Source organism: Microbispora bryophytorum (genome assembly GCF_006874465.1).
GTDB lineage: Bacteria > Actinomycetota > Actinomycetes > Streptosporangiales > Streptosporangiaceae > Microbispora > Microbispora bryophytorum.
Genome location: NZ_VIRL01000003.1, coordinates 112,063 through 136,881, shown reverse-complemented (window position 1 = coordinate 136,881; position 24,819 = coordinate 112,063). Strand labels below are relative to the sequence as shown.

25 protein-coding genes are annotated in these 24,819 nt (G+C 71.6%); 16 read left to right on the top strand and 9 right to left on the bottom strand.

What is annotated here, in order from left to right; genetic code table 11:
- Positions 1 to 43 precede the first annotated feature (43 nt).
- The 3 genes from FLX07_RS08160 to FLX07_RS08150 all read left to right on the top strand — a co-directional run bounded on the left by FLX07_RS08160 (position 44) and on the right by FLX07_RS08150 (position 2,094).
- On the top strand, positions 44 to 448 hold the full coding sequence (locus FLX07_RS08160) for a hypothetical protein (RefSeq protein ID WP_142569194.1): 405 nt from the start codon (positions 44 to 46) through the stop codon (positions 446 to 448).
- 175 nt (positions 449 to 623) lie between these two features.
- On the top strand, positions 624 to 1,655 hold the full coding sequence (locus FLX07_RS38315; RefSeq protein WP_142569192.1) for an MDR family NADP-dependent oxidoreductase: 1,032 nt from the start codon (positions 624 to 626) through the stop codon (positions 1,653 to 1,655).
- A 19-nt stretch (positions 1,656 to 1,674) separates the two neighbouring features.
- The gene (locus FLX07_RS08150; RefSeq protein WP_142569190.1) at positions 1,675 to 2,094 is read left to right on the top strand and encodes a MerR family transcriptional regulator; all 420 of its coding nucleotides are present in this window, start codon (positions 1,675 to 1,677) and stop codon (positions 2,092 to 2,094) included.
- On the opposite strand, the gene FLX07_RS08145 is transcribed toward FLX07_RS08150, so the two are convergent.
- From FLX07_RS08145 to icmB, 4 genes are all read right to left on the bottom strand, one after another.
- Entirely contained in the window at positions 2,073 to 3,734 is a 1,662-nt protein-coding gene (locus tag FLX07_RS08145; RefSeq protein WP_142569188.1) for a cell division protein PerM, read from the bottom strand. The genes FLX07_RS08150 and FLX07_RS08145 overlap by 22 nt on opposite strands.
- A 311-nt stretch (positions 3,735 to 4,045) precedes the next feature.
- Positions 4,046 to 4,918, bottom strand: coding sequence for a succinate--CoA ligase subunit alpha (sucD, locus tag FLX07_RS08140; protein WP_142569186.1), 873 nt, complete (start codon positions 4,916 to 4,918; stop codon positions 4,046 to 4,048).
- Complete coding sequence (gene sucC, locus FLX07_RS08135; protein WP_142569184.1) at positions 4,918 to 6,099, bottom strand: ADP-forming succinate--CoA ligase subunit beta; 1,182 nt, start codon at positions 6,097 to 6,099, stop codon at positions 4,918 to 4,920. Before sucC ends, sucD begins: the two co-directional genes overlap by 1 nt.
- Positions 6,100 to 6,256: 157 nt before the next feature.
- Positions 6,257 to 6,658 carry a coenzyme B12-dependent isobutyryl CoA mutase small subunit gene (gene icmB / locus FLX07_RS08130; protein WP_142569183.1) on the bottom strand — a complete coding sequence of 134 codons (402 nt, stop codon included), beginning with the start codon at positions 6,656 to 6,658 and terminating at the stop codon, positions 6,257 to 6,259.
- Between the two features lie 317 nt (positions 6,659 to 6,975).
- Between icmB and FLX07_RS08125 the strand changes: the two genes are divergently transcribed.
- The gene (locus FLX07_RS08125; protein ID WP_142569181.1) at positions 6,976 to 7,863 is read left to right on the top strand and encodes a hypothetical protein; all 888 of its coding nucleotides are present in this window, start codon (positions 6,976 to 6,978) and stop codon (positions 7,861 to 7,863) included.
- Between the two features lie 201 nt (positions 7,864 to 8,064).
- Here the strand turns inward: FLX07_RS08125 and pcrA are convergent, their stop codons facing one another.
- On the bottom strand, positions 8,065 to 10,338 hold the full coding sequence (gene pcrA, locus FLX07_RS08120; RefSeq protein ID WP_142569179.1) for a DNA helicase PcrA: 2,274 nt from the start codon (positions 10,336 to 10,338) through the stop codon (positions 8,065 to 8,067).
- Between the two features lie 66 nt (positions 10,339 to 10,404).
- Between pcrA and FLX07_RS08115 the strand changes: the two genes are divergently transcribed.
- The 4 genes from FLX07_RS08115 to FLX07_RS38690 all read left to right on the top strand — a co-directional run bounded on the left by FLX07_RS08115 (position 10,405) and on the right by FLX07_RS38690 (position 13,812).
- Positions 10,405 to 11,124 (top strand): PIG-L deacetylase family protein, encoded by a 720-nt coding sequence (locus tag FLX07_RS08115; RefSeq protein WP_189104903.1) that lies wholly within the window; start codon positions 10,405 to 10,407, stop codon positions 11,122 to 11,124.
- Positions 11,125 to 11,233: 109 nt separating this feature from the next.
- The gene (locus FLX07_RS08110; RefSeq protein WP_142569177.1) at positions 11,234 to 11,722 is read left to right on the top strand and encodes a hypothetical protein; all 489 of its coding nucleotides are present in this window, start codon (positions 11,234 to 11,236) and stop codon (positions 11,720 to 11,722) included.
- Positions 11,723 to 11,731: 9 nt separating this feature from the next.
- Entirely contained in the window at positions 11,732 to 12,889 is a 1,158-nt protein-coding gene (locus tag FLX07_RS08105) for a sensor histidine kinase (protein ID WP_142569175.1), read from the top strand.
- The gene (locus FLX07_RS38690; protein ID WP_142569173.1) at positions 12,886 to 13,812 is read left to right on the top strand and encodes a response regulator transcription factor; all 927 of its coding nucleotides are present in this window, start codon (positions 12,886 to 12,888) and stop codon (positions 13,810 to 13,812) included. The genes FLX07_RS08105 and FLX07_RS38690 overlap by 4 nt, the downstream gene beginning before the upstream one ends.
- On the opposite strand, the gene FLX07_RS08095 is transcribed toward FLX07_RS38690, so the two are convergent.
- Positions 13,776 to 14,621, bottom strand: a complete 846-nt coding sequence (locus FLX07_RS08095) for a CPBP family intramembrane glutamic endopeptidase (RefSeq protein ID WP_229689529.1) — start codon at positions 14,619 to 14,621, stop codon at positions 13,776 to 13,778. The two genes, FLX07_RS38690 and FLX07_RS08095, sit on opposite strands and share 37 nt — an antisense overlap.
- Before the next feature lie 110 nt (positions 14,622 to 14,731).
- Positions 14,732 to 16,192: a glutamate-cysteine ligase family protein gene (locus FLX07_RS08090; RefSeq protein WP_142569169.1), complete on the bottom strand. Its 1,461-nt coding sequence runs from the start codon at positions 16,190 to 16,192 to the stop codon at positions 14,732 to 14,734.
- A 127-nt stretch (positions 16,193 to 16,319) separates the two neighbouring features.
- Between FLX07_RS08090 and FLX07_RS08085 the strand changes: the two genes are divergently transcribed.
- Entirely contained in the window at positions 16,320 to 16,565 is a 246-nt protein-coding gene (locus FLX07_RS08085; protein ID WP_229689528.1) for a transposase, read from the top strand.
- Positions 16,566 to 16,612: 47 nt separating this feature from the next.
- Positions 16,613 to 17,797, top strand: a complete 1,185-nt coding sequence (locus FLX07_RS08080; protein WP_142569166.1) for an RNA-guided endonuclease InsQ/TnpB family protein — start codon at positions 16,613 to 16,615, stop codon at positions 17,795 to 17,797.
- Positions 17,798 to 17,889: 92 nt separating this feature from the next.
- On the opposite strand, the gene FLX07_RS08075 is transcribed toward FLX07_RS08080, so the two are convergent.
- Both FLX07_RS08075 and FLX07_RS08070 read right to left on the bottom strand, forming a co-directional pair.
- Positions 17,890 to 18,528 (bottom strand): response regulator, encoded by a 639-nt coding sequence (locus FLX07_RS08075; RefSeq protein WP_139573562.1) that lies wholly within the window; start codon positions 18,526 to 18,528, stop codon positions 17,890 to 17,892.
- Positions 18,525 to 19,703 (bottom strand): ATP-binding protein, encoded by a 1,179-nt coding sequence (locus tag FLX07_RS08070; protein WP_373292475.1) that lies wholly within the window; start codon positions 19,701 to 19,703, stop codon positions 18,525 to 18,527. The genes FLX07_RS08075 and FLX07_RS08070 overlap by 4 nt, the downstream gene beginning before the upstream one ends.
- A 143-nt stretch (positions 19,704 to 19,846) precedes the next feature.
- Between FLX07_RS08070 and FLX07_RS08065 the strand changes: the two genes are divergently transcribed.
- From FLX07_RS08065 to FLX07_RS08040, 6 genes are all read left to right on the top strand, one after another.
- The gene (locus tag FLX07_RS08065) at positions 19,847 to 21,790 is read left to right on the top strand and encodes a PspC domain-containing protein (RefSeq protein WP_142569163.1); all 1,944 of its coding nucleotides are present in this window, start codon (positions 19,847 to 19,849) and stop codon (positions 21,788 to 21,790) included.
- On the top strand, positions 21,780 to 21,986 hold the full coding sequence (locus FLX07_RS08060; protein WP_142569161.1) for a hypothetical protein: 207 nt from the start codon (positions 21,780 to 21,782) through the stop codon (positions 21,984 to 21,986). Before FLX07_RS08065 ends, FLX07_RS08060 begins: the two co-directional genes overlap by 11 nt.
- Before the next feature lie 57 nt (positions 21,987 to 22,043).
- The gene (locus FLX07_RS08055; protein WP_142569158.1) at positions 22,044 to 22,631 is read left to right on the top strand and encodes a CGNR zinc finger domain-containing protein; all 588 of its coding nucleotides are present in this window, start codon (positions 22,044 to 22,046) and stop codon (positions 22,629 to 22,631) included.
- Positions 22,632 to 22,832: 201 nt separating this feature from the next.
- Positions 22,833 to 23,300 carry a VOC family protein gene (locus FLX07_RS08050; RefSeq protein WP_142569156.1) on the top strand — a complete coding sequence of 156 codons (468 nt, stop codon included), beginning with the start codon at positions 22,833 to 22,835 and terminating at the stop codon, positions 23,298 to 23,300.
- A 1-nt stretch (position 23,301) separates the two neighbouring features.
- Positions 23,302 to 24,183 (top strand): pyridoxamine 5'-phosphate oxidase family protein, encoded by an 882-nt coding sequence (locus tag FLX07_RS08045; RefSeq protein WP_142569154.1) that lies wholly within the window; start codon positions 23,302 to 23,304, stop codon positions 24,181 to 24,183.
- 85 nt (positions 24,184 to 24,268) lie between these two features.
- The gene (locus tag FLX07_RS08040; RefSeq protein WP_142569152.1) at positions 24,269 to 24,805 is read left to right on the top strand and encodes a PadR family transcriptional regulator; all 537 of its coding nucleotides are present in this window, start codon (positions 24,269 to 24,271) and stop codon (positions 24,803 to 24,805) included.
- The last annotated feature ends 14 nt before the right edge of the window (positions 24,806 to 24,819 follow it).

The following is a 24,819-nucleotide window of genomic DNA, read 5'->3' as shown; positions in this document are numbered from 1 at the left end:
CACGACTTACGACGGGTTATGCGGAACGCGAGGCGAGAAGACCGTGACACCACCCCTACAGACGCCGACCCCTGCGACCGGAGGGCGCAGGGCCCTCGTGCTCGCCCTCATGGCGCTCGTCTTCACACTGATGCTGCCGGCGGCCGGGCTGGCGCTGTCGCTGTTCGCGGTCGTCATCGCGATCCGTGACCTGCGCCTGCTCAACCGCGAACGACGCGGGATCGGGATGGCGACCGGGGCCGTCGTGCTCTCGTCGCTCGCCTTCGTCCTGGGGATCGTGACCACCGGGTTCCAGCTCTACTTCTCCGACGAGCTCACCGCGTACAACGAGTGCCGCAAGGGCGCGGGCACGGTGGCGGCCCAGCAGGACTGCTCCGAGCAGCTGATGCGGGCGTTCGAGCAGAAGATGGGCGTGGCCTGGCCCCAGGGCGTCCCGGCCCCCGCCTGAACGCACGACCGCATGGGAGCCGTCCGCGCCGTCGCGGACGGCTCCCACGGTCTTGCCTCTGACGCACGGGTCAGGGGTTAGCGTCGCGGGGCCGTGCGGCTGCGCCGCACGAACGGTTCCCCTCCGGCACCGTTCCCCTCCGACACTATTCCCCTTGACACCGTGGGAGTTCCCCATGCCCCGAACCCTGCCGCACACCGCACGGGAGATCCGGCTCGCCGAGGTTCCGTCCGGCCTTCCCGGCCCAGAGCACCTGACCGTGGCCGAGGTCCCGCTGCCCGTGCCGGGGGCCGGTGAGGTCCTGGTGCGCAACCGCTGGTTCCAGGTCTTCCCCTCGCTGCGCACGCTGATCGCCGGTGGCGTGCCAGGCACGCCCTTCCCACCGCTTCGTCCCGGAGACGCGCTGTTCGGCCCGGCCGTCGGCGAGGTCGTCACGGCCCCCTTCGTCAGGGGCACGGATGACGGCGGGCTGCGGCCGGGCGACCTGGTCGCGCACTTCCAGGGGTGGCGTGAGTACGCCGTGGTCCCCGTGTCCGCGCCGCTGGGGGACGCCCTGCCCGATCCGGCCGCGCATCTGGCGTCGGGCGCCACCGCGTACGCCGCCCTGACCCGGATCGCCCGCCTGCGCGCGGGCGAGACGGTGCTCGTCACCGGGGGCGCCGGAGGCGTCGGGTCGCTCACCGGCCAGATCGCCCGGCTGCTGGGCGCGGCACGCGTGATCGGCACCACCGGCTCCCCGGCGAAGGCCGAGCGGATGACCGCCGAGCTCGGCTATGACGCGGTGGTGCTCCGCGACGGGAGCCCGATCGGCGGGCGGCTCGCCGAGGCGGCGCCCGGCGGCGTCGATGTGGTCGTCGACACGGTCGGCGGCGAGCAGCTTCAGGCGGCGGTGGCCGCGGCGCGGCCCGGTGCCCGCATCGTCGTGGTCGGCACCCTGGCCACGCAGCTGTCGGCCGCGTCCGGCGGCACGACGGCCCCGGTGGAGCTGGACGCCTTCCAGCTCATCGCCAGGAACATCACCCTCCGCGGCCTCACCGGCGTCGGCGACGAGATCCACGCGGAGTGGACGGAGCGTTTCGGCGCCTGGCTCCGCTCGGGCGCCGTCGTCTTCCCGCACACGCGGATCACGGGCATCGAACACGCGCCGCGGGCGTTACGTGAGTTGTTCGAGGGGCGGCACATGGGAACGGTCGTCGTAGAAGTCTGAGGACGGCACAGGAGGGCTCATGCGGATCGGCGACGCCGCGGCGGCGGCCGGGACCACGCCACGCGCGTTGCGCCTGTACGAGCAGCGTGGGTTGCTCCTGCCGCCTCCGCGTACCTCGTCGGGCCAGCGGGAGTACGGTCCGCGGGACATCGCCCGCATCCGCCTGGTGCGCCAGTTGCTCGCCCTCGGCCTGACCATCGAGGACGTCGCCCGCTGCGCCGACCGCCTGGACCTGCTGGAGGGCGACACGCTCCCGCCGTACGGCAGCCCCGGCTGCTCCGGCGGCGGCGGAGGCGAAAGCGGCGGCGGAAGCGGCATCGTGCAACGCCGGATCGCCGTCCTGGACGCCGAGATCGCCCGCCTGACGGACCTGCGCGACCGCCTCGCCTCGGCCGTCGCCGAGCCTCCTTCGCGGGCTCAGTCGCGGTCCCAGACGTAGGGATCGACGTAGATGACGTGACCCCCGCGGTCGTCGCTCTCGTCGACGATGTCCTTGCGCGGCTTCGGCGGGGGGCTCGGGGCACGACGCTTCGCGGCCGGTCCGCGCGGGATGCCGGCTGCCGGAGGAGTGGCGCCGGCCTGCCGCGCGCCCATGTCGTCGAAGGTCTCCGCCGCCGCCGCGGCGTGCTCGTCGGTCCAGTCGTCCCTGATGACCGGGATCGGCTGGGTGTCGGCCTCGGTGGCGTCCAGCCAGTGGCCAGGCAGGTGGGCGCCGCGGGCGGGCCGCACCCGCCCGGCCGCCTTGGCGATCGCGGCGCCGGCCTTCCGCACCGGCTCGGGCGGGGTGGCCGGCCGCCGGGAGATCAGCCACCAGTTGGCGATGCCGGCCGAGATGCCGGCGGCCACGCCGACCTCGAGCGTGACCGACAGCGCCACCTCCCAGGGAGAGGGCCCCACAGCGGCCAGGCCCGCCCCGCCGAGCGGGCCGCCCGACAGCGCGGCGAGCGTTCCCGCGACGAGGCCGGAGGTGATCCCGCAGACGAACCCCCACAGCGGCGCGGCCTCGATCGACGGAGTCGGCGCGACGCGGGCCGTCACCACGCCGGCGACCGCCCCGGCCGCGAACGGCACCGCGATCACGCCCATGACCCAGGTGGGCGCGGCGCCGGGCGACGGCAGGGCGCCCAGCAGCGGCAGCATGGGCACCGCGCTCAGCTTGACCCCGGTGGGCGCGACCAGCGTCCCGACGCCCACGGCGAAACCGGGCCCCGAGATGTAGGCCATGCCCCAGATGACGGCGTTGAAGAAGTAGAGGACCTCCAGGAGCAGGAGCAGCAGTCCGCCGACAACTCCGGGGCTGAGGACCTCCGACATCTGCTGGATCCGGGCGAAGTCGACCACCACCGCCCCGAGGACCAGCACGGCCCCGGCCACGAGCATCAGCGAGGTCGCGACGGCCGTGCCGACCACGAGCGACCGCGGCCGCTCCGGCAGCAGGCGCAGCATCGACCGCCATGGCCCGATCGTGCGGGCGGTGGCCACCGAGCCGGTGACGAAGGCCAGCAGCAGGTGGCTGACCAGCGCCTCCCCCAGGAACGGCTGCATGATCTCGTTGCCGGAGACGAGGGCGATCACCCCGGCGAGCAGCGCGTACGGCGCGGCCAGTGAGATGCCGGCTTGGGCGATGAGCACGAGCTGGGCGCGGCGCCGGGCGTTCTCAAGGTCGCGCGGCGTGCCCTTGGGCAGCCGGGCCGGCATCCGCACCCGCAGGTCGGCGTCCCGCGCCATCCACAGGCCCGCCCGGTAGAGCAGCACCCCCGGCAGGATCATCAGGCCGATGGGCAGCAGGCCCACCCGGCCGCCGGGGATCGCGAAACCGGCGTGGTGGGCCGCGAGCCAGAGCTGGCAGGCCGTGCGGAAGACGCCGGGCAGGCCCTCGCCGAACGGCCCGCGAGGCGCGGCCATCCAGCCGATGAGCGTGAGCGTGGTGAGCACGGCGAGGCCGACGCCGAGCGTCCCGACCGCGGCCAGCATGCCGGAGACGGGAAGCGGCCGGCGGGTCTCCTCGTCGTCGCCGCCGCCCATGCGGCCGAGCACGGCGCGGGGAGCGGTCCTGAATTGATCGAGAAGGCCCGTCACGCTACCGCATCATCCCAGCCCCGCCGTCTCCTTCCACGTCGCCACGCCGCCCACCCCCCAAAATCGCCGTGATCTTGTAGTTTGTTGCGCATCAGCCGCCCGAGCTGGACACGGAGCATCCGTGATCTTGCAGAAAAATCGCGGACACCTCTGCGACCTGGGCTCATACGCATCGTGACCTTGCACTTCATCGGAAAGTGCAAGGTCACGAATGACGGAACCGCTGGCAGGAGCGCCGATCGCCCGGCGACTGCATGATCACCAACGATGGTGGCGCAGGCCAAAGGGGCCGCCTGCGACAAACTACAAGATCACGAGGACATGATGTCGCGCATCAGGCGGGCGGTCTCGCTGGGCGTGCGGCCCACGCGGACGCCGACCTTCTCCAAGGCCTCCTTCTTGGCCTGGGCGGTGCCGGCGGAGCCGGACACGATCGCGCCGGCGTGGCCCATGGTCTTGCCCTCGGGCGCGGTGAACCCGGCGACGTAGGCGACAACCGGCTTGGTCACGTGCTCGTCGATGTAGGCCGCGGCGCGCTCCTCGGCGTCGCCGCCGATCTCGCCGATCATCACGATCGCGTCGGTCTCCGGGTCCTCCTGGAACGCCTGGAGGGCGTCGATGTGCGTCGTGCCGATGACCGGGTCGCCGCCGATGCCGACGCAGGTGGAGAAGCCGATGTCACGCAGCTCGTACATGAGCTGGTAGGTCAGCGTGCCGGACTTCGACACCAGGCCGACGCGGCCCTTGGTGGTGATGTCGGCCGGGATGATGCCCGCGTTGGAGGCGCCCGGCGAGGCGATACCGGGGCAGTTCGGGCCGATGATGCGGGTCTTGTTGCCCTTGGAGACGGCGTACGCCCAGAACTCGGTCGTGTCGTGGACCGGCACGCCCTCGGTGATGACCACGCACAGCGGGATCTCGGCGTCGATGGCCTCGCGGACGGCGGCCTTGGTGGCGGCCGGGGGCACGAAGACGACGGACACGTCGGCGCCCGTCTGCTCCATGGCCTCCTTGACCGTGCCGAAGACCGGCAGGCCCTCGTGCGTGATGCCGGCCTTGCGGGCGTTCACGCCGCCCACGACCTTGACACCGGCGGCGAGCATGCGGCGGGTGTGCTTGGTGCCCTCACCGCCGGTCATGCCCTGCACGATGATCTTGCTGTTCTCGGTGAGCCAGATAGCCATTACGCACCTACCGCGGCGAGCTCGGCGGCGCGCTTGGCCGCTTCGTCCATGGTGTCGACAAGCTCGACCCGCGGGAGCGCGGCGTCGGCCAGAATCTGCCGCCCCAGGGCGGCGTTGTTGCCGTCCAGGCGGACGACCAGCGGGTGGGTCACTTCCTCGCCCCGGCCCTGCAGAAGCTGGAAGGCCGAGACGATGCCGTTGGCGACCGCGTCGCAGGCGGTGATGCCGCCGAAGACGTTCACGAAGACCGACTTCACCGACGGGTCGGACAGGATGATCTCCAGGCCGTTCGCCATGACCTCGGCCGAGGCGCCGCCGCCGATGTCGAGGAAGTTGGCCGGCTTGGGCTGGCCGGGGAACTCCTCACCCGCGTACGCCACGACGTCGAGCGTGGACATGACCAGGCCCGCGCCGTTGCCGATGATGCCGACGTTGCCGTCCAGCTTGACGTAGTTGAGGTGCTTCTCCTTGGCCCGGGCCTCCAGCGGGTCCTCTGCGGCCTTGTCGACGTACGCGGCGTGCTCCGCCTGGCGGAAGTCCGCGTTCTCGTCGAGGGTGACCTTGCCGTCGAGCGCCTTCACCTGACCGTCGGCCGACAGGATCATCGGGTTGACCTCGACGAGCGAGGCGTCCTCGTCGACGAAGACGGCCCAGAGCTTCTCGATCAGCTCGGCGGCGCCGTCCAGCGCCTGCTGCGGCAGGCCGCCCGCCACCGCGATCTCGCGGGCCCTGGCGCGGTCGACGCCCGTCAGCGGGCTGACCGGCACCTTCGCCACCTTCTCCGGCGCGGTGTGCGCGACCTCCTCGATGTCCATGCCGCCGGAGGCGGAGCAGATGGCGAGGAAGGTGCGGTTGGCACGGTCGAGGAGGAAGGAGAAGTAGTACTCCTCCGCGATCTGGCTGGCCTCCTCAATCAGGACCTTGTGGACCGTGTGGCCCTTGATGTCCATGCCGAGGATCTGCGTCGCCTTCGCCTGCGCGTCGGCGACGTCGTCGGCCACCTTCACGCCGCCGGCCTTGCCGCGCCCGCCGGTCTTGACCTGGGCCTTGACGACAACGCGTCCGGTGAGCTGCTCCGCAGCCGCCCGCGCCTCCTCCACGGTGTGCGCGACGATTCCGCGCGGCACCGGGATGCCGTACTCCGCGAAGAGCTCCTTCGCCTGATGTTCGAACAGGTCCACGAGGGTCCGTCCCTTTTGATGTCCGAGGCCGGGCGCCGTCGTCCCGCCCGGCGTTTCCGCGCATGAAGCCTAGTCCCCGTACGAGCGTGCGCGCGTCGCCGGGTCCCGCTGGAGCCTTGCCAACAATCCAGGAGTACGGCAGTGTTGGGCAAATTGCCTAAACGATGGCGGGAACCGCCGAACGGACCCATTCCACGATCTCCTGTGTCGTGGATCCGGGCGTGAAAATCCTCGCGACCCCCATCGTGGCCAGTTCGGGAATGTCGGCCTCGGGGATGATGCCACCGCCGAACACGACGATGTCCTCGGCGCCCTCCTCACGCAGCACTTCGAAGAGCCGGGCGAACAGCGTCATGTGGGCGCCGGACAGGATGGACAGCCCGATCGCCGCCGCGTCCTCCTGGATCGCCGTACGGACGATCTGCTCCGGCGTCTGGTGCAGGCCGGTGTAGATGACCTCCATGCCCGCGTCGCGCAGCGCCCGCGCCACCACCTTGACCCCGCGGTCGTGCCCGTCGAGCCCCGGCTTCGCGACGACGACCCGAATCCTGCCTGCCATGAAGACCTCCTTACGGTGCCCGCTGCCCGAAGCGTAACCGCCGCCCGGGTCCGGACCGTGGAACGGCCCCGCATCGGCCGCCCGCCGGCCGCTCCCGCAGACCGTTCACGAGCCCGCCTCTCCTGACGGATCACCGTGCCCACGTTCGATCGGAACACATCCGAACTTTCGCAGCGAATGACAATCAGCCCGCATCTCGGATTACAAAATGAAAACTCACAGGAAATGTGGATTTTCGTGACACCCTTGTGATCATTTTTGGAGAAGATTCCCCGGCTGCCCTCATGATCACGAGGGCACTTACGGGAGGAATCACCTTGAAGCGAGCACTCATGGCGCTGGCGTGCGCCGCGACGGCCGCGCTCGTGGCGCCCGCCGTCGCCGCCCCCGCGCACGCTCACACCACCACCGACAGCCAGGCCCGGCCCCTGGACCCCACGGCCGCGCTCAAAAAGGCATTCGTCCCCGGCCGTGGCGTCCGGTTCACGTCCTCGGAGACGATCGACGTCGGTGGCATTGCCACGGTCAAGTCCAGCGCCAAGGGCCGCCTCGCGTTCGGCCGCTCCGGTGTCACCGGATCCGACGTGACGGGGAGAATCAATTACGGCGCCCTGCTCGACGAGGATCTCGAGGGCGCCGACAAGCCCACCCGGACCATCACCGTCGGCCGTACGGCCTACGTCACCGGCGGCGTCTTCTCCAGCCTGTTCCCCGAAGGCAAGAAGTGGCTGCGCACGCCCGGGAAAAACCCGGCCGACGTGCTGGGGAGCAACGGCGTGCCCGTCAACCCGCTGGACGCGCGCACCCTGAAGGCGGTGCTCGCGACCACGAAGGCCAAGGGCGCGGGCGGCGTCGTCAACGGCGCGAGGACCACGCTCTACCGGGGCGCGATCACGCTGAAGCAGCTCGCCGCGGTTGAGCCGAGCCTGAAGAAGGGCCTGACCGCCTCCGAGGCCAAGACCGTGGTCGCCTGGAAGATGTGGGTGGGCGGCGACCAGCTCATACGGAAGGTCCAGACGACCCTGACGCTGAAACTCAAGTACGAGAAGATGACCATGGAGGTCGACGCGAGCAGCGCCGTCTCGTTCGTCGGCTGGGGTTCGAGGGTCACGGTCAAGGCGCCGCCGAAGAGCCAGGTCGCGAGCATGGCCGACCTTCTCGGCAGCGTGCCCGACATGCCGGACACCATCGATCTGGGCGACTGAGTCGCGTCGGCCACCCGCGCACGGGTGACACCGCGCTGCCGAGCCCCCCGCGAGGTGTGAGGCAGAGGCGGCCGGTTCCAGGGTGACCGCCACCCGGGGGCCGGGCACAGGTGGCGGCCGGAGCGGGTTTCCCGCCCGGCCGCCCAACCAATCGCCGCCGCCTCGTACACCCCAGGAGCACGGGCGCCGGGCAGCAGCGGCTCAGAGCTTGTCGATCGGGGCGTAGGCGAGCAGCAGGGTCTTCTCGCCCTCACTGCCGAAGTCGATCTTCACGCGCGTCTTCTCGGCCTGACCGTCCACGGCCACCACGGTGCCGAGCCCGAACGTGTCGTGGGTGACCCGGTCGCCCGGCGACAGGTTCGGGACCTGCCGGCCACCCGTCTTCTGCGCGGGAGCCGTACGGGCCGCCGGGCGGGAGGTCGCGGCGGACCAGGCGGTCTTGCCCGGGTCGCCGCGCCACTCGACCAGGTCGCCCGGCACCTCGGACAGGAAGCGCGAGGCGGGGTTGAACGACGGCGCGCCCCACGCCGAGCGGACCGCCGACCTGGACAGGTAGAGCCGTTCCTTGGCCCGGGTGATGCCGACGTACGCCAGCCTGCGCTCCTCCTCCAGCTCCTTCGGGTCGCTCAGCGAGCGCATGTGCGGGAAGACGCCGTCCTCCATGCCCGTGAGGAAGACCACGGGGAACTCCAGGCCCTTGGCGGTGTGCAGGGTCATCAGCGTGACCACGCCGCCGCTGTCGTCGCCCTCGGGGATCTGGTCGGCGTCGGCGACCAGCGAGACCTGCTCCAGGAAGTCGACGAGCGTGCCCTCCGGGTTCGCCTCCTCGAACTCGGCGGCCACCGAGATCAGCTCGTTGAGGTTCTCCAGCCGGCTCTCGTCCTGCGGGTCGCCCGAGGTCTCCAGCTCCGTCCGGTAGCCGGTGGAGCTCAGCACCTCCTCCGCCAGGTCGGACAGCGGAAGCTCCTTGGCGCGCAACTCGTCGAGTAACGCGACGAAGTCACGGATCGCGTTCAGCGAGCGGGTGGCCACCCCCGGCGCCTCGTCGGCCCGGCGCAGCGCATCCCAGAAGGCGATGCGCTCCCGGTTGGCGAACGCCTCGACCATCGCCTCGGCGCGGTCGCCGATGCCGCGCTTGGGCACGTTGAGGATGCGCCGCAGCGACACCGTGTCGCTCGGGTTGGCCAGGACCCGCAGGTAGGCGAGCAGGTCCTTGACCTCCTTGCGCTCGTAGAACCGCACCCCGCCCACGACCTTGTACGGCAGGCCCGTGCGGATGAAGATCTCCTCGAACACGCGGGAGGCGGCGTTCGTGCGGTAGAAGATCGCCACCTGGCCGGGGGCGACGCCGTGGTCGTCGCCGAGCCGGTCGACCTCCTGCGCGACGAACATGGCCTCGTCGTGCTCGTTGTCGGCCGCATAGCCGATGATCTTGGCGCCCGCGCCCTGGTCGGACCACAGGTTCTTCGGCTTGCGGCCCTCGTTGCGAGAGATGACCGAGTTGGCGGCGTTCAGAATCGTCTGGGTGGAGCGGTAGTTCTGCTCCAGCAGGATCGTCCGCGCGTCCGGATAGTCGCGCTCGAACTCCAGGATGTTGCGGATCGTCGCGCCGCGGAAGGCGTAGATCGACTGGTCGGCGTCGCCGACGACCACCAGCTCGGAGGGCTCGACGCCCTCCCGCACCACGTCGCCGTCGACGGTGCGCACCTCGGGCCGCCCGACCAGCTCGCGGATCAGCGTGTACTGCGCGTGGTTGGTGTCCTGGTACTCGTCGACCATCACGTGCCGGAACCGCCGCCGGTAGTGCTCGGCCACGTCGGGGAAGAGCTGGAGCAGCGTGACCGTCAGCATGATCAGGTCGTCGAAGTCCATCGCGCCGGCCTCGGTGAGCCGCCGCTGGTAGGTGCGGTACGCCTCGGCGAGCGTCCGCTCCAGATGGGTCGAGGCCCGGTCGGCCGCCGTCTCGTAGTCGATCAGCTCGTTCTTGAAGTTGCTGACCTGGGCCGAGAAGGACCGCGGGGGGTAGCGCTTGGGGTCGAGATCGAGCTCACGGCAGACCATCGCCATGAGCCGCTGGGAGTCGGCCTGGTCGTAGATCGAGAAGCTGGAGGAGAAACCCAGCCGCTTCGCCTCGCGCCGCAGGATCCGCACGCAGGCGCTGTGGAACGTCATGACCCACATGGCCCTGGACCGCGGCCCGATGAGCTTGTCGACCCGCTCCTTCATCTCCCGGGCGGCCTTGTTGGTGAAGGTGATCGCGAGGATCTCCCCCGGCTGGACGTCACGCTCCGCCAGCAGGTAGGCGATGCGGTGCGTCAGCACCCTGGTCTTCCCGGAGCCGGCCCCGGCGACGATCAGGAGCGGACTGCCCTGGTGGATGACGGCGTCCCGCTGTTGCGGGTTGAGGCCGTCGAGCAACGGATGAGTGGCGGCTCGGGTGGACACTCTCCTTAGGTTATGACCGCGCGCCGACATCCGGAGCCCACTCGCCCGGCAAGTCACGTTTAAGGTGATGTGCCGAACCATGAGGAGGGGCTGCTCGTGCTGGACGAGGCGGAATTCAAGAAGGTGCTGATGGTCGTCGCACACCCCGACGACATCGACTTCGGCGCGGCGGGGACGGTCGCCCGCTTGACCGAGGCGGGGGCCGAGGTGGCGTACTGCCTGGTCACGGATGGCGACGCGGGCGGGTTCGACCGTGCGGTGGACAACGGCGGCATGGCGGCGCTGCGCCGGACCGAGCAGACGGCCGCGGCCAAGTGCGTGGGCGTGAGCGACCTGCGCTTCCTCGGCTACCAGGACGGTGCGGTCGAGCAGACGCTCGGCCTGCGGCGGGACATCGCCCGGGTGATCCGCCAGGCGCGGCCGGACCTGGTCATCACCTCGACCCCCGAGCGCAACTACGCGCGGATCAGCCCGAGCCACCCCGACCACCGCGCGGTCGGCGGCGCCACCCTCGACGCCGTCTACCCCGACGCCCGCAATCCCTACGCCTTCCCCGAACTACTCGCCGACGAGGGCCTGGAGGCCTGGACCGTCCGCGAGGTGTGGCTCACCGGCGGAATGACCCCCGACCACTACGTCGACGTCACCTCGACCGTGGACCGCAAGATCGCCGCGCTGCGCGCGCACGAGAGCCAGACCTCGCACATCCCCGACCTGGACGGCATGATCAGGGGCATGCTCTCCGGTCACGCCGCCGCCGCGGGCCTCCCCGAGGGCTCGTACGCGGAGGCGTTCCAGCGGGTGATCACCGCCTGAGCCGGGCGGACCGGGTCCTCCACCCCCGGGTGGAGATCGCTGATCTCCACCCCGGTTTTCCACCCTCGCGCCGATCCGGTGCGCGCCCGATATTCCTACCGTCGAGCGCATGGAAACCACACAGATCGTCGCCCTCACCCTCGTCGTCGTCGCCGTCGTGATCTACCGGCAGATGAGGCCGAGGCCCGTCGCCAGGCCCGTGGTGTTGATCATCGCCGCAGTGATGATCCTGGCCGGCCTCGGCGGCGGCGGGCTCGTCGACGCCGGTCACGCGTCCCTGAGCATCGCGGTGCTCGTCGCGGAACTCCTCCTGGCCGCGGGTCTCGGCGTGCTGCGGGCCATGACGACGCGCGTGTGGCGCGACCAGCACGGCGTGGCGTGGGCGCAGGGCGGCGTCCCGACCCTCATCGCCTGGGTGGGCTCCATCGCCGTCCGGGTCGCGATGATGGCCCTGACCTCCTTCCTCGGCCTCGCCTCGTCGCAGAGCTCCGTGCTCCTGTTCGTCGGGGTGACCCTCGGTGTGCAGTTCCTCGTCGTCGCCCGGCGGGCGAACGCCCTGCCCACCAGCCCCGCATCGGGTATCCAGACGGCCCGCTAACGTCGGGACGTGCCCAGTCGTGACGGATATGTCCAGGCCGGCCGAGAGTCCAGCCGCAGGAACGCGATCGCCGGCGCGTTCCTGCGGCTGGCCGTGATCGCCCTGCTGGTCGGCGGGCAGGCGACCGGCCCGCCGGGGTTCGGCCTGACCGGCGATAGGCTCGCCATCACCGCGCTGACCGCCGCGATCGCCGTGACGCTGTCCCTCATGGTCGTCATCCGGCTGCGGCCGATCCTGCCGGGACGCTGGAACGACGGACCGGCGGAGGCCGTCCTCATCGGGCTCACCATCGTGGCGGCCATCGCCCTCGACATGGTCTCCGACAGCAGCCCGGCCGTCGCCGTGCTCATGTTCGCCGTTGGGGCCGCGGCCGTACGGCATCCGCTGAGATGGTCGCTGCCGCTCCTGCTGCTGGCCCTGGCGGGCCTGGGATCGAGCGCCATGGGACTGCTGCCGCCGGTCTCCCCCGAGGCGCAGCAGCGCGACCTCAGCCTGTGCGTCTCGATCTGCGTGGTCTTCGCGGTCGCCTACGCCATCAAGCAGCGCAGGGCCGCCACCGCCGCCCAGGCGGGCGAGGCCGTGCTGGCCGAGCGCGCCCGGATCGCCAGGGAGATCCACGACATCCTCGCGCACTCCCTGTCGGCGCAGATCGTGCATCTGGAGGGCGCCCGGCTGCTGCTGCGCGCCGACCGGTCGCAGGAGGCCCTCGACCGGGTCGAACGCGCCCGTGAGCTGGCCAAGCAGGGCCTCGACGAGGCACGCAGAGCCGTCGCCGCGCTCCGCGACGACGCCCAGCCGCTGCCCGCCGCACTGGACGCGCTCGCCGGGGAGTTCCGCGACGCGACCGGCAGGGAGTGCGCCGTCGTCGTCTCCGGTCACGAACGCCGGCTGCCGCCCGAAACCGAGCTGGCGATGATCCGCACCGCCCAGGAGGCCGTCACCAACGTGCGGCGGCACGCTCCGGGCTCCCCCGCCACCGTACGGCTGAGATTCGGCGACCGGACGTGCGAGCTGGAGGTCGTCAACCCCCCGAGTGACGCGCCGGGGACGCCGGGAGGAGGATACGGTCTCGTGGGTATGCGCGAACGCGCCGAACTCCTGGGCGGCACGCTGGAGGCAGGCGAGACCGAGCACGGTTTCCGGGTCCGGCTGCGGGTGCCGGCATGACCGCCCGCGTGCTCGTGGTCGATGACCAGGCCGTGGTGCGCGACGGGCTCGTCCTGCTGCTCGGCCTGCTGCCGGACATGGAGGTGGTGGGGTCGGCGTCCGACGGCGAGGCCGCGCTCCGCCTGGTCGCGGGCGAACGGCCCGACGTGGTGCTCATGGACCTGCGCATGCCCCGGATGGACGGGGTCGAGGCGACCCGGCGGATCCGCGCCGAGTTCCCGGACACCCAGGTCGTCGTGCTCACGACGTACACCGACGACGAGTCGGTCTTCGCCGCGCTGCGGGCCGGGGCGCGCGGCTTCCTCACCAAGAGCGCCGACGCCGAGGAGATCGCCCGTGCCGTCACCACGGTGATGAACGGCGACGCGCAGCTCGACCCCGGCGTGCAGCGCCGCCTTCTGAACACCGTCACCGGCACGGGAGGCGACACCGGCGCCGCACCACCCGGCGGGACGCCCGGCCCGGACGCCGCGCCGCACCGGTCGCGGTTCTCGACGCGCCACGCCCGCGAGACACCCCGAGCGGGCCGGAGGCCGGGAGCGGGGACGCCCCCGGACGCCGGGGCAGCGCGAAGCGCCGGACCGTCACCAGGCGCCGGACCGTCGTCCAGCACGGGGCCAATCTCCAGCACGGGTCCATGGTCCGGCACGGGGCCAATCTCCAGCATCGGGCCGTCGTCCAGCACCGGGCCCTCGTCCAGCGCCGGTACGCCGCCCGACGGGCTGACGCCGCGCGAGGCGGAGGTCCTGCGGCTCATCGCGCGCGGCCTGTCGAACGCCGAGATCGCCGGCACCCTTTTCATCAGCGAGGCCACGGTCAAGACGCACATCAACAACCTCTTCGCGAAGGTCCGGGTGCGCGACCGGGCCCAGGCGGTCGCGTACGCCTACCGGACCGGCCTGGCCGACCCCCGCGAGGGCTGATCGAGGCGGCGCGCCACCCGGGCGGCGGCATAGCCGAGGGAGTTCGTCGCCAGGTGGAGCAGCGCGGGCGCGAGCAGCCCGGCGCGGTGGCGCAGCCCGTGGAACACGAGCCCGGCCACCGCAGTGGACGCCACCGTCCCCGCCACCAGCCGCGCCGTCTCCAACCGCGCCGTCCTCACCGTCCTCACCGTCTCCTGTCCCTCCGTCTCCCTCCTCACCGCTTCCGGTCGTGCCGTCCTCATGGGGCCGGCGGCCTCGTCCGGGGCCTCCCCGGCGGTCAGCCGGCCGAGAGCGGGGTTGGCCACGGCCATGTCCATCGCGGGCAACACGTGCCACAGCCCGAACAGCGCGGCCGAGACGGCGACGGCCGTACGCGGCGGGAGCGAGCGGCCGAGCAGGGCGGGCAGCACGCCGCGGAAGCCCACCTCCTCCAGCAGCACGGTCCCGAAGGGCACCTGGACCAGTGCCTCCTCCAGCACCCGGCGGCGCGACAGGGCCAGCGCGCGCTCGTCGTGGAACAGCGCGCGGGTGCGGGGGTGGGCGACGCCCGCCGCGTAGACGGCCGCGACGCCGGCGGCGAGCGCGCCCCCGGTCACGGCCCCGGCGCGGGCGCGGCGCACGCCCAGCTCCCGCCAGGTGATCCCCTCGCCGCGGGCGATCAGCAGCAGCGCGCCGGTCGCGACCGCCGAGGTCAGCGGCGCCCACCGCCGGGCGGCCCGGTTGTTGAGCACGTTCGCGGCCGTGAGCACGCCGAGAGCGCCGAGAACGCCGCCCAGCACACCCGTCCGCCTGGTCCGGTTCGTCGTCACGCCCGCCATGCTCCCATCGCCACCGGCGCACACGAGGCTCCCGGCGACCGCCGCCTCTAAATAGCCATTTAGGCGGCAAAGATCTGCATCTGTCGCCGAACGCGAGCTTTTTAGATTCCCCAGGTGTGGACGGGCTCGTTGGTGTGCATGTGCTGCAGGTAGCGGAGCGTCATACGGCGCAGCGCCTCGTGGTCCCCGCCGAACGCGCGGGCCGCCCTGACCTGCCAGTCCGCCCCCGTACGGCCGGTCACGCAGCGCCGTTCGATGATGCCGAGCAGCCGGTCGCGCTGGACCGGGTCGACCTCCCACAGGTCGAGCCCGTGGTAGGCCATGGGCAGCAGCCTGCGCAGGATCAGCTCGGCGGCGGGCACCTCCCCCAGGCCCGGCCAGTAGAGGCGGGCGTCGAGGCCGTACCGCGCGGCGTTGCGGAGGTTGTCCTCGGCGGCGGCGAAGGACATGCGCGTCCACACGGGCCGCCCGGCCGCCGGGAGCACGCGCATGAGCCCGTAGTAGAACGCGGCGTTGGCGGCGATGTCGGCCACCGTCGGTCCGGCGGGCAGCACGCGGTTCTCCACCCGCAGGTGGGGGATGCCCTCGGAGACGTCGTAGACGGGCCGGTTCCAGCGATAGACGGTGCCGTTGTGCAGGCGCAGCTCGTGCAGCTCGGGCACCCCGCCCTCGTCGAGCACCCGCCTCGGGTCCTCCTCGTCGCACAGGGGCAGCAGCGCGGGGAAGTAGCGGACGTTCTCCTCGAACAGGTCGAAGACCGACGTGATCCACCGCTCCCCGAACCAGACGCGCGGCCGCACGCCCTGGGCCTTCAGCTCCTCCGGCCGGGTGTCGGTGGCCTGCTCGAACAGGCTGATCCTGGTCTCGCGCCACAGCTCCTTGCCGAACAGGAACGGCGAGTTGGCCGCGACCGCGACCTGCGGACCGGCGATGACCTGGGCCGCGTTCCAGTGGTCGGCGAACGTCTCGGGACTCACCTGCAGATGGAGCTGCACGCTCGTGCACGCCGCCTCGGGGGTGATGCTGTCGGCGTAGGTGTCGAGCCGCTCCACTCCCTCGATCATGAGGTGCAGATCCTCGCCACGGGCGGCGAAGATCTGCTCGTTCAGCAGCTTGTAGCGGGGGTTGGCCGACAGGGTCGCCTCGCTGACGTCGCTCTCGCGCAGCGTCGGCAGGATGCCGACCAGCATGAGCTGCCCGCCGACGCGCGCCGCCCGCTCCCGCGCCCGGTTGAGGCGCAGCCGTACGGACTCCTCCAGCAGGCGGCTGCCCTCGCCGGACAGCACCTGCGGCGGGACGTTGATCTCGACGTTGAACTGGCCCAGCTCCGTCGCCCAGTCGGGCTCCGCGATGGCGGCCAGGACCTCGGCGTTCTTCATCGCCGGCTCGCCCCGGGAGTCGACCAGGTTCAGCTCGATCTCCATGCCCATCCGGGGCCGGTCGCACTCGAACCGCGACTCCCGCAGCATCCCCGCCAGAACGTCCAGCGACAGCTTCACCTTGTCCCGGTAGCGGCGGCGGTCCTCCCGGCTGAAGGAGACGGAGGGTACGTCACGGCCCATCAGAACCTCGGCAGGGGATCATCGCCTTCAGGCGAGGGGGGAATACCGTCCCTGGCTGGTTTGCCTCTGGCCTCATCGCGAGTTCCTCTCGTGTGGGTTATATGGACGGTGCTTTCATCGTGATCGTGTGACTCGTCAGGTGCGCGTCTCCCACGGTGCGGCCTATGACCTCGGGTACCACGTGGTGTGGTGTCTGAAGTACGGCTGTCCCGTTCTGGCTGGCCCGGTGAAGGCCCGCCTTGAGGAGCTGGTCCGCGCCAAAGTCGGTGAGCACGGTTGGGAGACCGCAGCGCTTGAGGTGATGCCCGACCACGTGCATCTGTTCGTTATTCCACGCTTCCTGCCTCCAGCTTTTGTCAGCGCCTTCCAGTAGCGTGGTGATTTGATTACTGAAGGTGAGAGGAACGTGGGGGGGTAGGTGTGCGCCAGTCGTTCAAGTTCCTGCTGCGCCCCACCAGCAAGCAGGCCGCCTCGCTCGCCGCCTGCCTTGAGGATCACCGCCAGCTCTACAACGCCGCCCTGGAGCACCGACGGACCGCCTACCGCAGGGCTGGCGTCACGGTTCGCTACGGTGACCAGTCCGGGGAGTTGAAGCACATCCGTGCCGATGACCCCGCCGGTCAGGGCCGGTGGTCGTTCTCCTCTCAGCAGGCCACCTTGCGCCGGTTGGACAAGGCGTTCGCGGCGTTCTTCAAGCGGGTCCGAGAAGGGCACGTGCCGGGGTTCCCCAGGTTCAAGGGGCGCGGCTGGTTCGACACGGTGGAGTGGCCGAAGGACGGGGACGGCTGCCGGTGGGACTCCCAACCCGAGCACCCCACGGCGACGTTCGTCCGTTTGCAGGGCATCGGGCACGTTCGGGTGCACCAGCACCGCTCGGTGCGGGGCCGGGTGAAGACGATCAGCGTGAAACGGGAAGCGTCCCGCTGGTACGTGGTGCTGTCGTGTGATGACGTGCCTGCGCAGCCGCTTGCCTCGACCGGTGCGGCGGTCGGTGTCGACATGGGCGTCGTCTCGCTGGTCACCACCAGCGACGGGGAGCGCTTGGCCAACCCGCGCCACTTGCAAGCGTCCGCTCATCGTCTCGCAGTTCTGCAGCGGGACCTTGCCCGTACCAAACGGGGGTCCAGGCGACGCCGGAAGGCGGTGGCGCGAGTGGCGGCGCTGCACGCGAAGGTCCGCCGTCAGCGCTTGGACGGCGCGCACAAGGCCGCCCTCACCCTGGTCCGCAGCTATGACGTGATAATGCACGAGGACCTGCGGATCGCGATCATGACCCGCTCGGCTTCGGGCACAATCGACAACCCCGGCCGGAAAGTCGCCCAGAAGTCCGGCCTCAACCGAAGCATCCTGGACGCGGGTTGGGGGGTGTTCCTGCGTGTGCTCGCGCACAAGGCTGAAAGCGCCGGTCGAGAGCTGATTGCGGTGAACCCCGCCAACACCTCCCGCACATGCGCCCGTTGCGGGCACTGCGCGCGGGACAACCGCCTCACCCAAGCCGAGTTCGCCTGTACGTCGTGCGGGCATACCGCGCACGCCGATATGAACGCGGCCATCAACATCCTCAGGGCAGGGCTTGCCCTTCGTGACGCTGCGGAAGCGGCCTAGCGAGAAGCCGCTCCCCTCAGGCAGCGGAGGAGTCACTCACCGAGCGTCGCATGCCGAGGGGCGATCGCACCAGACGGATCCGTGCGAACGGTTCAGACCAGACGCCTGGCGGTGGCCCAGCGCGACAGCTCGTGCCGGTTGGACAGCTGCAGCTTGCGCAGCACGCTCGACACGTGCGTCTCGACGGTCTTCACCGAGATGAACAGCTCCTTGGCGATCTCCTTGTAGGCGTACCCCCGGGCGATCAGCCGCAGCACCTCGCGCTCCCGCTGGGTGAGCGAGTCGAGCTCGGGGTCGATGGGCGGGGCCTCCGTCGAGGCGAACGCGTCGAGGACGAACCCGGCCAGCCGCGGCGAGAACACCGCGTCGCCCTCGGACACCCGGTTGATCGCGTCGGTCAGCTCGGCGCCACTGATCGTCTTGGTCACGTAGCCCCGGGCGCCGCCCCGGATGACTCCGATCACGTCCTCGGCCGCGTCCGACACCGACAGCGCGAGGAAACGCACCTGGGAGCCGGAGCCGAGCACGCGCCGCAGCACCTCCTGGCCGCCGCCGCCCGGCATGTGCACGTCGAGCAGCACCACGTCGGGCTGCAGCTCGCCGATCGCCGTCACCGCCGACTCCACGTCCTCGGCCTCGCCGATCACCTGGATCGACGGTCCGAGCTCGGCCCGTACGCCGGACCGGAACAGCCGGTGGTCGTCGACGATCAGCACGCGTACGGTCTTCATTGCTGCTCCCTCTTCATGGTCAGCATGACCTCGGTTCCGTCGCCCGGCTCGGTCCTGACCCGGGCGCTTCCCCCGTTGCGTTCCATCCTGCCGATGATCGACTGGCGGATGCCCATCCGGTCACTGGCGACGTCGTCGAGCACGAAGCCCTTGCCCCGGTCCCGGACGAACACCGTCACCTCGTCGGCCTCGACCTCGGCGTAGACGGAGACGACCGGAGCACCACTGTATTTGCACGCGTTGACCATCGCCTGCCGGGCGGCCTGCAGCAAGGCCACCAGGCCCTCGTTCAGCTCGCAGTCGCCCACGCAGACCACCTCGATCTGCACGCCGTGGGCGTCCTCCTCCTCGGCGGCGACCCGCCGTACAGCGGCGGCGAGGCTGGCGTCGGCGTCCTGCTTGGGCTGGTAGAGCCAGTTGCGCAACTCCCGCTCCTGCGACCGGGCGAGCCGGGCGACCTCCCGCGCGTCGTGGGCGTTGCGCTGGATGAGGGTCAGCGTGTGCAGCACCGAGTCGTGGACGTGGGCGGCCACCTCGGCCCGCTCCTCCTGCCTGATGCGCTCGGTGCGCTCCCGCTGGAGCTCCTTCACGAGCGAGGCCAGCCAGGGCGCGGCGATCATCAGCATGCCGCCGACGACGACCGCGGTGAACACGAGCCCGGTCCCGGCCTTGGCCAGCTCGCCGCTCGCGGCCAGGAAGCCGATCGCGCCCACGACGACGAGCAGCGCCCCGATGCCGGTGCGCACCCAGGTCGTGCTGACCTGTTTGACCGCGCCCGACATCCACCGCTGCCGCCGTCCCGGATCGGCCTGCTGCCACAGGATCAGCGCGCCGATGCCGCCGACCGCGATCGGCCACGTGCCGAACCCGCCGCTGGAGGCGCCCGTCATCCAGGCGAAGCCCGCCAGCGCCAGCCACAGCACGCCGTACGCGGCGAGCTGGCCCCACTCGCGGGCCGGCCGGCGGCCCTCCGCCTCCTCCTTGGGGGTGAACATCCACAGCGCGGCGTACGCCACGACGCCCAGCCCGTCGACGACGGTGAGCAGCACGAACGCCAGGCGCAGCACGACGGGGTCGAGCCGTAGCTGGGCGGCGGCGCCCTGCGCGACGCCCGCGACCACCCGGCCCGAGGCGGGCCGGACCATCCGGGGGTACGCCACGGGGGCGTTAGGCATCTCAGACATCTCAGGAAGCATCGTCACACGTCACAAACCCTGCGCGCATCAGGGCATGCCCTGACCCCGCCCCTGAGGGGTCGGGGACGAGTCAGGGGTTCCCCCGATGGCAGGGATACGGCGGGCGAGGCCAGGATGGGACCATGACCGAGGCACCACCGACCCCTGCTCCCGACTCCGCCGGCGCGCCCGAACCCGAGAAGGTGCTGAGCCGTTCCCGGGACGGCCGCATGATCACGGGCGTCTGCGCGGGACTCGGCAGGTTCACGGGCATGGACCCCGTGCTCTTCCGGGTCGGTTTCGCGGTGCTGGTCCTCGCCTCCGGCATCGGCGTCCTGCTGTACGTCGCGGCGTTCCTGCTGATGCGCCAGCCGGACGGCGGCCCCGGCCACATGGAGCAGTGGACCCGGCGGCTGTTCGACGCCGAGACCGTGCTCGCGCTGCTGGCCGCGGTCTTCGCGTTCGGCCTGATCATCAACGTCGCCTCCGGGGGGATCAACCGCGGCACGATCGTGGTCGGCACGCTGCTGGCCATCGTGCTGATGGCCGCCCGCGCGCGCGGCGTCGACCTGCTGACGATGGCCAAGTCGATGCCCGACCGAGCGACCGGACGGCGCGGTATGACCCGGGCCACTCCGAACTTCGCGCCGTTCTCGCCCTTCACCCCGCCGCCCGCCGGGGAGCCGTACGGAGCGGCCGGCGCCCCCGGGGCGGGAGCTCCGACGGCGGGGACACCGCCGCAGGCGCCCGCGACGGGCGCAGCGGTCCCCGGCCCGTCGGCGGGCAGACCCACAGACAGCGCCGTGGACGACACCACGCTCCACGGCACGACGGCCCACGACACAGCGCTCCACGGCACGGCGCTCCACGACACGGCGGTCCAGGCCGCGGCCGTGGACGACACCGCGATCCACGACACGATCGCCCAGGCTCCGGCGGCACCCCCGAAGGCCGTGGACGACACGCTCGTCCAGGAGACCGTAGCGGGGGACGCGGGGGACGCTGCGGCACCGTCGGGGCGGGCCGACGGCGATCCGCCGACCCGGCCCTTCGAACCCCTCGCCCGGCTGGCCGCGGAGCCCGCCCCCGGCAGCACGTCGTACACCCCAGACCAGACCGCCCCGGACCCGCACGCCACGGGACCGGACGTCCCCGGGGCGCCGGCCGGCTGGGCTCCCGGAGCGCCGGGGCCCTCCGTCTCCGCGCCTGCGGCCGGCAGCGGCTACCGGCGGCTGTCCGACCTCGCCCGCGAGGCACGGGCAGGCGCGTACGGCGACCGCGGCTCCCAGGACCACCTGCACGGCATGGGGAGGCCCGGAGCCGGAGGGCACGGCTACGGAGCCGGAGAACCCTTCGCCCCCCACGGCCCCTACACGAGGCGGGAGCCGTACCAGCCCTACGGGTCGCCCTACGCCCCGCCGAGCCCCTACGCCCCGCCCACGCCGCCGCCCGCGCGGCCGGCGAGGCCCAAGCGGCCCAGGTCGTTCGTCGGCGGCCTCACCATCTGCCTCGCCCTGATCGTTGGAGGGATCATGGTCACCATGCAGCGGACCGGCTCCGGCTCGGTCGGCCTGCCGGTCGTCGGCGGGGCGGTCCTCGTCACGATCGGGGCCGGCCTGCTGGTCGCGGCGTGGTTCGGCCGGGGCGCGGCACTGATCGCCGCGGGAACGATCGTGGCCCTCATACTCGTAGGAAGCTCGACGGTGAACGGCATACCCCGCAAGGTCGGCAGTTTCGTCTGGCACCCCGTCGGCACCGTCCAGTCGCCCGGCGCCTACGAACTGGGCATCGGCGAGGGGAAGCTCGACCTGAGCGATGTGACGCTCGCGCCGGGCGGCCGCGTCAGGTTCGACGCCTCGGTGTCGATCGGACAGCTCACGGTGATCGTCCCGTCGACCGCCCGCGTGGAGGTGCACGGCTCGGCCAAGCTGGGCGAGGTGAGGATCGACCACAGGGTCGAGGACGGCGGCGACGTGCGGTTCGACCGTGTCCTCGATCCGGAGACGCCCGTGGAGGGCGACGTGCCGACGATCGAGCTGTACGTCAAGGCCGGGGTCGGCGACGTGGAGGTGCGCCGTGGGGCCTGAGTCGCAGCCCGAGCGCCCGCGCCGGACGCACCGTACGAACTGGATGTCCCTGCTGTGCGGCCTGCTGTTCATCGGCATGGGCGTCCGCTACCTGACCGGGCCCGATCCCGACGCCGTCATCATGGCGCCCGTCCTCGTCGGGGGGCTGGGCTTCGCGGCCTTCGTCGCCATCCTCGCCAAGGCCGTCCGCCGCTGAAGCTCTCGCCCGCTTTCTCTCACGGGGACGGCCGGACTATCGCGTTAGACTGATCCGGTGTCCTCGTCGCTGGTCCTGGAATTCGTGAGCACCGTACGCGCCAATCGGTCCGGCCCTGTGGACGCGCTGGAGGACGCCGGCGGGCTGACCGTCTGGGTCGCGGACCACGCGCCCGATCTCGGCGTCGACCCCGCCACGTTCGTCGCCACTCCCGAGATGCACGAGGATGTCGTGGCGCTGCGGCAGGCCATCCGCGCGCTGCTCGCCCGGGCCGTGTCCCCCGGGCGGGCGAGCGGCGCGGACGCGACCGTGCTGCCGGCCTTCGAGTCCTCCCTCGATCTCGTGAACGCCACCGCGGCGTCGGTGCCGGTCACCCCACGGCTCGAATGGCCGCAGGACGAGGCGCCCCGCGCCCGGACCCTGCCCGCGCGTGCCGCCGGCGATTCCGCCCGCCTGCGCGCGACCCTCGCGTCCGCCGCGATCGACCTGCTGGCCGGGCCGTACCGGACTCAGCTGCGTGCCTGCCCGGCACCCCGGTGCGTGTTGTATTTCGTCAAGGAACATCCGCGCCAGGAGTGGTGCTCGGCGGCCTGCGGGAACCGCGCCCGAGCGGACCGCCACTACCGCCGGCACAAGAACGCCTGAACCCCGGGCCGTTCGCCCCTTCGATCGGGCCGCCGCCCGCTCTCCCGTCGGCCGCGCTCGCGCCGTCTCGCCTGGTCACCGGTGCCGCTCGTCAGGCGAGAGCGGCCCGGCTTCTAATGGACTGCAACGGTGATGTCCATTAGTCTTCCCTCCATCTTCTAATGGGACGAACCATTAGAAATCACCACGAAGGGAGCGGCTGTGAGCTTCACCACGGGGCACATCGGCCTGAACGTCTCCGACCTCGACAGGTCCGTCGGCTTCTACCGGAAGGTCTTCGGCTTCGAGGTGGCCGCAGAGTCGGGCGCAGAGTCGGGCGGGGAGTCGGCCGAGGAGACGCGTCGGTACGCGTTCCTCGCACAGAACGGCACGCTGGTGCTGACGCTGTGGCAGCAGAGCGAAGGCACGTTCGCCGCCGGCCTGCCGGGGCTGCACCACCTGTCCTTCGAAGTGCCGGACATCGACGCCGTACGCAGGGCGGAGGCCGTCGTCCGGGAGACCGGGGCGACGATCCACCACGGCGGCATCGTGCCGCACCGCGAGGGCGGCTCCTCGGGCGGCCTGTTCTTCGAGGACCCCGACGGGATCCGGCTGGAGATCTACGCGCCGAGCGGCGCCGACGAGCGCCCCGCCCCCCGCTCCGACGCTCCGACCTGCGGCTTCTTCTGAGATGCGGCACGCGGGAGAGAGCGCGGTCCAGCGCCGCACGGGTGTCCGGCTGGCCGGGCACGGATCGGCCCGCGTACGGGCCGAGATCCCCGAGGTCGCCGCGCGGTTCCTGGAGTCCCAGCGCATGGTCGTGATCGGCGCGGAGGACCATGAGGGCCGGGTGTGGGCCGCGCCGCTCACCGGCCGGCCCGGGTTCGTCGCGCCGTCCGGCGACCGCACGATCCTCGTGGACGCGGTGCCCGTCGCGCCGCTCGCGGGGGTGTTCGACGACGAGCACGACATCGGCATGCTGGCCGTCGAGCCGTGGACCCGGCGGCGGATGCGGGTCAACGGGCGCGCCCGGCGGGACGGCGACCACCTGATCGTACGGACCGAGCAGGTGTACTCCAACTGCCCCAAATACCTGCAGAAACGTACCATCGTCGAGGACCTGGAGCCCGGTGAGCGGACGTCGCGGTCCGGGGACCGCCTGTCGGAGGCCCAGCGGGAGTGGATCAGGGCCGCCGACACCTTCTTCGTCGCGACGCACGCGCCCGGGCTCGGCTCGGACGTCTCGCACCGCGGCGGCAACCCCGGGTTCGTCGAGGTGGTGGACGACCGGCGGCTCGTCTGGCCCGACTACGCCGGCAACCTGATGTACATGACCCTCGGCAACCTGGAGCTGAACCCCGCCGCGGGCCTGCTCTTCCTCGACTGGGCCACCGGCGACGCGCTGCACCTGACCGGCAGAGCGCGGGTCGACTGGGAGCCCCGTGAGGTGCCGGGAGCCCAGCGGCTCGTGGAGTTCGACGTCGAGCATGTGCTGGAAGCCGGCGGCGCGAGCCCGCTGCGCTGGGCGTTCGAGGAATACTCGCGCTTCAACCCGCCCGTCGGGGGCGCGTGAGGGCGGCCCGGAGAGGGCGCCGGCACGAAGGAGGCGAGGACGCCCGAGTCGCCAGGAGCATACTCAGTATGCATACTGAGTATTCATGTCGGTACGACACGGCCTGCTCGCCCTCCTGCGCCGGGGCCCGCGCTACGGCTATCAGCTCAGGGCCGAGTTCGAGGCGTCCACGGCGACGACCTGGCCACTGAACATCGGGCAGGTCTACACGACGCTGTCCCGCCTCGAACGCGACGGCCTGGTGTCCCGCGACGAGCAGGGCGACCGGGACGAGCAGGGCCGGGTCCGCTACGCCATCACCCCCGACGGCCGCGACGAGCTCGACCGCTGGTTCGCCAGACCCGTCTCCCGGGCCGACCGGCCCCGCGACGAACTTGTCATCAAGCTCGCGATGGCCGTCACCACGCCCGGCGTGGACGTGGCGGCGGTCATCCGGGCCCAGCGGTCCGCGACGATGCGGGGCCTGCAGGAGCTCACTCGCGCCCTGCGGACCCTCGACGCGTCCACCGAAGCCGCCCAGCGCCTGGTCGTCGACTCGATGATCTTCCATGCCGAGGCGGAGCAGCGCTGGCTCGACCACTGCGAGGCCGTCCTCGCCCGTCCCTCCGAGGAGAATCCGTGACCGAACCCCGATCC